Origin of the sequence: Pseudomonas sp. NY15356 (assembly GCF_048068175.1) — a bacterium.
GTDB lineage: Bacteria > Pseudomonadota > Gammaproteobacteria > Pseudomonadales > Pseudomonadaceae > Aquipseudomonas > Aquipseudomonas putida_K.
Window position 1 is genome coordinate 41,614 of record NZ_JBLUPW010000037.1, and the last position, 7,122, is coordinate 48,735.

General features: G+C 47.5%; 5 protein-coding genes and 1 pseudogene. 4 read left to right on the forward strand and 2 right to left on the reverse strand.

Features of this window, described 5'->3' with window-relative positions; genetic code table 11:
* The first annotated feature begins 15 nt into the window (after positions 1–15).
* From ACNFCI_RS21830 to ACNFCI_RS21845, 4 genes and pseudogenes are all read left to right on the forward strand, one after another.
* Positions 16–1,158, forward strand: a complete 1,143-nt coding sequence (locus ACNFCI_RS21830) for a hypothetical protein (protein ID WP_368829047.1) — start codon at positions 16–18, stop codon at positions 1,156–1,158.
* Positions 1,159–3,351 carry a hypothetical protein gene (locus tag ACNFCI_RS21835; RefSeq protein ID WP_368829048.1) on the forward strand — a complete coding sequence of 731 codons (2,193 nt, stop codon included), beginning with the start codon at positions 1,159–1,161 and terminating at the stop codon, positions 3,349–3,351.
* A 669-nt stretch (positions 3,352–4,020) separates the two neighbouring features.
* Positions 4,021–4,607 (forward strand): annotated as a pseudogene (locus ACNFCI_RS21840) (phage late control D family protein); the annotation flags it as partial.
* A 311-nt stretch (positions 4,608–4,918) separates the two neighbouring features.
* On the forward strand, positions 4,919–5,308 hold the full coding sequence (locus ACNFCI_RS21845; RefSeq protein ID WP_368829049.1) for a hypothetical protein: 390 nt from the start codon (positions 4,919–4,921) through the stop codon (positions 5,306–5,308).
* A gap of 139 nt (positions 5,309–5,447) precedes the next feature.
* Here the strand turns inward: ACNFCI_RS21845 and ACNFCI_RS21850 are convergent, their stop codons facing one another.
* Together ACNFCI_RS21850 and ACNFCI_RS21855 are read right to left on the reverse strand one after the other, a co-directional pair.
* Positions 5,448–6,359: a DNA adenine methylase gene (locus ACNFCI_RS21850; protein WP_368829050.1), complete on the reverse strand. Its 912-nt coding sequence runs from the start codon at positions 6,357–6,359 to the stop codon at positions 5,448–5,450.
* Positions 6,307–7,038 carry a hypothetical protein gene (locus ACNFCI_RS21855; protein ID WP_416768212.1) on the reverse strand — a complete coding sequence of 244 codons (732 nt, stop codon included), beginning with the start codon at positions 7,036–7,038 and terminating at the stop codon, positions 6,307–6,309. Before ACNFCI_RS21855 ends, ACNFCI_RS21850 begins: the two co-directional genes overlap by 53 nt.
* Between the last annotated feature and the right edge of the window lie 84 nt (positions 7,039–7,122).

A 7,122-nucleotide genomic window follows, 5' to 3' on the forward strand; every position in this document is an offset into this window, starting at 1 on the left:
ATAAAGGAGCCTTAATTGAGCATTGTTAGCATGGACAAGTGCCAGACACTTCAAGACATTGAAGCGGCATACTGGGAGATTCTTTCGAACAAAGATGAGAAGTTTGTCATTCCTGCGGATTTTCTCAGCGCTCGACGTGGCGCTTTGCATGACGCCTCTCGTCTTCAACTTATAGTCACGTTGGCTCGCCAAGAATTAAATGGAGATTTCTTAGACTTTAGCAAAAGCGTTAATCCTGAGTCTTTAATAGATAACATTGCCAATTATTCTCCAGGTGTAGCCGCCGTGCGCCTTTCAAAAGGAATCCGCATTGGCGATAGAACTTTCAGCAGAAGAGACGTACTTAAGGCCGCAGTTGAGAGGATGCAAGCAGCCGACGCTGCAGAATACGAAAAAGTCATTCGTGGCAGAATTATAGATTTAATTTGCGTCGCTGGTTCTAAAATTCAATATTTGCGACCACTGTTCAGTGCTGACGGAGTGGTAAAAACTCCGCCTGATATGACAAGTTCAATCAGAGAGCTTATCGACTTTGTAAACAAGCAGAGTTCGCAGGGAATGCCGGAATCCTTAATAGAAAGTTTAGGATTATTTTGTAGCGAGCTTGTGGGAAACACTCAGGATCACGCTACATCGGACCATCTAGGAAATAAGTATCATGCTCATGTAGAGGGTTTGATGCTGGGTTGGACCCGTCTTGACGAAGATATTTTTTCTTCTGACTTTGAAGGAAACCAAGAGCTAAGAGAATATTGGGACAGGGAACTATCTACCACGGAAAATAATAAGACAAGCCTCCGCGCATTTCAGATCAGTTTCTTCGATTCTGGGCCGGGCTTTGCTTCTCGAATAAGTGGGAAGAGTATCAAACAGATGAGCCTGGAGGAAGAAAGAGAATATCTTACCCAGTGTTTGAGTGCCCGTACCACTACAAAATTTGAAGACGCCGCCGGCCAAGGACTTCAAATGGTACTCAGGGAACTCCAAAAGATTGGAGGCCTAATAAGAATTAGAACAGGCCGAATGTCAATCTACAACCAATTCAAAAAGAATGACATCTCGCGCAATTTATTAGATTTCAAAGATTGGAGCAGCGAACCGCTCGCTCCAGTTGTAGGTTCTGTTGTAGCAATTTTAATACCGCTGAGGGCCGTGTGAATGGAGCGTTATTTTCAATGGAATTCAATAGCCAGCGGCTCTGGCGGTGGTAGCGAAGAAGCTTTGGTCGTTTGCTATAACGACTGCGAGCTTTCGCCAACTCAAGTTTATTCTGACATAGAAAAAGCATTAAAGCACTCGCGACATCTACCAGATTGCGTGTACATAGTTGGGAGTAGCTCACAGCTATCAGTATTCAAGGAAGCTTGGGAGCCCCATCAGCATAGATTGCAGGACTTACTGAAAAGAGGTGTAAAAAATGAATGTGTACGTATAGAACAGTATGTATTTCTTGAATGGCGCGACAATGACTTTATTAGCCACACTCTTGACGGAGGCAAATTAGAATATAAATTCGCGGCAAAGAAACTGCTCCGAGATGGCTTAAAAACATTAGTTCTAAAAAATAACGTCATCAGCACAGCACCTTCAGGCCACTCATTCAAGCACCCATCTGGAACCTTGAACAGCATCTTCATCCAAGCACGCGAATTGGCTAGTGACGAAGCGGAGCTATGCTTAGTCGGTTATGCACTTGCCCTAGAGTATTCTAAGCAACTAAAGAAGGCATCAAAAGTCTATATCGACACTATGGGCATCCACACCTTTGTAAAAAATGCCCTAATGCGCGTAGGTAGCAAGGCAGAAATAGTTAATTTCCACTCTTACGCTCAACTTGAAAAAATGAACCCGCCGATGGAGGATTACTTCTGTGTAGTATCAGCCTCAACTTCTGGCGGAATGGCAAAAAAAATGACCACGCGAAGGTTTCGCGAGGAATGTATCTCGACTTTGATTGACAGAACTGAGGCAGGCCGCCTCGGCAGCATTTTATTACCACTAGACAAAATAGGAATAAAAATTGAAGTAAAGGAAGATGACGGAAATACCCTAATCGAAATAATCGGAGAAAATTTCTCCGCAAAATCCAAACCGCCTAAGTCGGTTGTGATTGCATTGAAACACTGCCCAGAAAACTTGTCTCAAATTCATAGTCACTTTGGCCTAGGACGCATCCTCGGCTTCTATGATGGCAACGGTTCTAATAAGCTGCTTTTTTTAGACCCCGAGCAAATGCTAGCTGATAAAGAATTCTGCGATTGGCTAGACGCTGAAATCGATTGGTCGGTATCAATGGCCACTAACCTGATCATACACTCTGATGACCCTGGCTCTGTTAAGCTGGCAAAGATGGTTCACGAGAGGCTTCAAAAACGGTTAGTGGATAAACCGATAAGAATTGAACCCTGCTCAGGGCTAGACATCCAAAAATTTGAAAGCATCACCGGTGTTTTGGTTGTTACAGTAGTCGCTCGGGATGGAGGAATACTACGCGAAATTAGTCGCGATCTTAGAGCTTATATAGATGCGAAAACCCCAAGACGTTTCCTAGCTCCGATAGGTATTCCTGAAAGCCGCAAAGCTTGGGGGCAACTTAAAAGTTTCTTAACGAAAAACCCTTCACCAAGAGACTATGGTTTTTCTAACTGGCTGTGCCTACCCATAGGCAGTGATAGCAAGGAAAATGCTTGGACTCGGCTAACAAATGTTGGAACGAAAGCCGAAATGGTCATCGAAGGATTCGAGGCTGACGTATCGCAAGAGGTACGTGACTGTGCTCTAGAGCTTGCAGCGGAACTTATAGAAAAATATAGGCACAGCCTCTTGCCCACGAAAGATGGTAGGGACCTATCATTGTCTCATGGCTTCCTCTTCTTTGAAGCCGACAGTGAGATCTCAGATAGATATGCTGAAGTTTCACAAAGCACAGTGTATTTAACTATTGCTGCTGTCCTGCAATGCGCACGAGAACATAACGAGCACGGACTAATGTTGAGACCGACTGGTTATGAATCAGCCGTACTTTCTCCAGAGTGCTTTCAGCGATTTAACGATAATATTCTTCAGGCATGCTTCCTCCGATCCTGTCTACCATCAGAACTGGACTACTCAGCCAGCCCCGAGTTAAGCAAACTAATGAAAGAGATGCTACTCAAAGTATTCTCGCGATGGGACAAACAGTATGGCGACGCGTCTTTGGAATTCGCGGCAGCGCTGGCAACAGGTACGCTGAAACTAACTCGGGATGATACGGCTATATTGCTAAACGAATCCATCGGCCTTCATAAGGAAAAGCCATCATCACTACTGGGATTACTATTGATGGCTAAAGGCAAAGATATCATCAACTAAATCACACTGAGCAGCTAAAAGTTCAGGAACATTCACATCAAAATTCTTCTCTACTAGAAAAATCATCTGAAAGCCCTGGCTAGGGGCTTTCAGACCTGCTCCAGACCATAGCTATATGGCTTGGATCGCTTATTTTGCAATCTAAATAAAAAGCAATAATAATTGAGCACAAATGATTGAGCTGTATCTTTTGTGTAACCCATAGGACACAAAAATATTTTAGCGACTGATACCAAAAAGGGTATATTTAGAGATACTACCCAGCAACCAAAAAGAAAATGTCTAAATAATACAGGTGGTTACGCATCTGTTCGATTCCTGGTGCCTCTACATCAAGGCTCCAGCCATATTCAGGCTGATGCCAACGCAGGTTGACGTAACAAGCCGCATAACAAGCAGAACCTTCGCGCACATGTGCGCACGCCCCACACGTGAGGAAATTTTTCAGGTAGTGTGGGGGGGGGCGCGCAGAAAGAGTAATCTCCGTAACCCTGGCCGAGAAACGGGCGCAAAGCCTTGATCTGAAGGACTTCCCGGCGAAGGGCAAAGGTAATCTGGTTACTTTTCTTAAGGTGTAATGTCAGAAGCCCCGAATGGCACGGCCTCCATGGCCGGTCTACTACCAGATTGCTGAAATTACTCTTTCCCAAAATCGGCCCCGATAAGCCCCTCGAATCAGGTTGCTCCCATAGCCCCAACCTGCTCAGCCGCCTCGGCCGCGAGCATGACCCCATCGCCACCGTGAAGGCCGACCGAGATGCCTACACCGGCATCAAGGCGTACTACTACGAGGTCAATAGCGCGGAGAAGAAAGAGGCCATCGCCGGCGGCGGCGAGAACCGTCACGGCTACACCGACCAGGCCAGCGCCTTGCAAGCGGCCCGCGCAGAACGAAACCGCCTGCAGCGCGGCAGCGCCACGCTCAGCCATACGCTGGCAAGGGGCCGCCCGGATCTGATCCTGGACCAGACATACAGCCTCACCGGCATCAAGGCCGAGATCGCCGCCATCATCTGGCTAGGCGGCAACCTGCGGCACAGTTTCGCGCCCGAAAGCCTGACCACCACCCTGGAGCTGGAATCGCAGCTCCCCGACGGCGACGAGGGCACCTACGCTGGCCTCACCTGGTACCGCGACGAGAAGACCGGCCAGCAGCACAAGCTCACCGAGGGCGACCAGACCGGACCAGACGGCGGCGCCTGACACACCTCCACCAGAGCAAGGCAGCCGCCAAGCGCGCCCTCGATCGAGAGTAGAAGCGGATGCAGGAAAGCTCAGGACTGGCCAAAATCTTGATCAAAAATGAGTAAGGCCATATACTATGGGGGCATGATTTCTACATCCCATCTTACTGGAGATGATCCCATGGCAGTTCTGCAGTTTCTCCCCGCAGATACTCCGGCCTCTCAGAGTCGAGCCAAGATTGACGTGGCTCGCCTCCAACGTGCACTCGCTTCCGGCGATCACGAACTCCCGAACGGTCTCAGCATTGAGCAAATGCGTGAGCGTATTCTTGCCGTTGCTAGTCAGGCAAAACGCTAGCTAACTGTTTCGCAAGGATGCCGGCTTGACCTATTCCGTTACGTTCAAGACTCAGTTCGCAATCGAATTCGCCAACTACCCAGCCAAGCAGCAGACCGCAGTTCTAACGTTTGCGCAGACCTTCCAACAGCACGGCCTCGCTGATTTCACGCTGTACGATGGGAAGATCACTCCATCATGGTCAGGCCTTAACCCTGGCGACGCTGACTACGCCTACACCTACGGAAACGACCTCTGGCACTACCATCTAGGCATTCCGTACTACAAGCAGGTCCATGGTAAATACAAAACTTCGGACGTGGTGCTACATTTCCAGTGGGCCAACAGGGGCAAGCACATAGCGTTGGTTGACGTGTACGACCACTACCGGGCGGACGGTACCTTCTATCTCCCACCCGCCAGCTACCTCAGTTGAGAAGATCCTGCAATGCGGGGCCTTCTTGTATCAGCCGGAGCCCGTACGCACCATCATTGCCTCGATCGCCAACCGCATAAACTCATATGAAAAAACTGGCATCGCGCGGGTTTTGGAAAAAGCCGCCCCCCATTTGCAGCTATGCGACTTGTAAGTTGGCAGGAACGATCAGATTTTCAGAGAAAAAGATCACTTCTTGCCCTTTCATTTTGCGCTGCGCACTGTAAACCAAGTCGATCTCTGCTACTCGGCTATTCGAGTAAAACCGCCGAATCTGCTCTGTATCATCATAAGAGAGAACCCAAGGGGTTCTTAACGAAGAGACCAACTTACTTATACGACCATGATCGTCATGCTCGTAAAAGTTATCATATAGCCTTCTACCATTAACATAATAAGGCGGATCAATATAGATCAACGCTTTAGACAAAGGCATCGCATCTATAGTCTGCAGAAACAACTCCGCATCCATATTATAAAGATGTATATCATCAGCTCGGCGAGAGACTCTAATTATTCTCTCAACAAGAGCATCCTTGTTAAACCGAGCATCAATCTTGTAATTCCCAGTCTGGTTATAGCCACCAATAACACCTCCATTTATAATTCCAGACCTATTAGTTCTGTTCAAATAAAAAAAGGCGAAGCCCACATCAAATCCGCTATATTTATCTGGACTATTAAAAATCTCTCTCTGAGCGTACCACTCGTCCATATTCAAATCGCACGAATACACCCTTTCAATAAAACGCTCTGTGTGTAAAAGAACATTCGACCAGAAATTGAAGACACCTACATTCAGGTCATTAATGTGTATCTTCGAAACTACATCTGTCAGTAGCAACTCGAGTGCTACGCCAGCGCCACCAGCATATGGCTCAACGTATACCCCACCCTCAAAATCGTTCTCTCGAATCAGGTTTCGAATAAAGCCGCACAGTTTGGACTTCCCTCCAGGGTAGCGGAGGGGAGTGTAAAATCGATCGCCCATACTATGTCTATCCTTTACTTGCCTTGACAGCACGCCAAGCGCTGCGGAGAAGTTCTTCATAGCAGCTTTCCCAAGCTGCCTTTAAACCCTCCATTGAATTTTGATATCTGCCGTGTAGAAACGCATGCAACGCTTGAGGGCTGGCAAAGCTATTTGGATTCGAGACTTCACCACTCAGTATTGAGCCTTTCAGGTCTTTTGAGATATGACCATTTGAAAAAAGATGTTCAGCACAAACTTTAATCATCTCAGGCAGTGGAATTTGCCCAAAGCGATTTCTTTTATCGGCAGCAACCAGTGAAAACTCATCAATATAGATTTGCATGGAGATATCAACTAAGGCCCGCGCAGCGCAGGCAACCACTAGGCCATGCTCACTTAATTTCAGACTGTCGATTTGGTTGTACAGCCGACTGCATTTCGACTCAACGGAAGGAATAGTAATACTGCCGATGAACAGCTTATCTCTTTTAGCAGGATTAGGGTCTTTCCTCGTTTTCTTCGGCAGTTGCTTCTCTATCAACTTTGCCTTTTCTTCTTGAGCAGACTTTGCATCCTGGTCTGCTGTTGCCGGACTTGGTGAATGTGCAGGATCTTTGGCTCCGTGCGGACCCTCCTCAGGGCTAGACTTACCGTCCGAGCCAGGCGCCGCTTTCTCCTGTGCCAACTTAGCCTGTTCAACAACCCGAGTAAGAAAATCGAATTTATTATCGGCGGCGGCAAAAACTGAGTGCAACACCTGACCTTTCCGGTACGGTGCTGCCCCTATGTCTTATACCGAACTCAGCGTTGAAGAGCGCGCCACCATACAAATCGGTCGTAC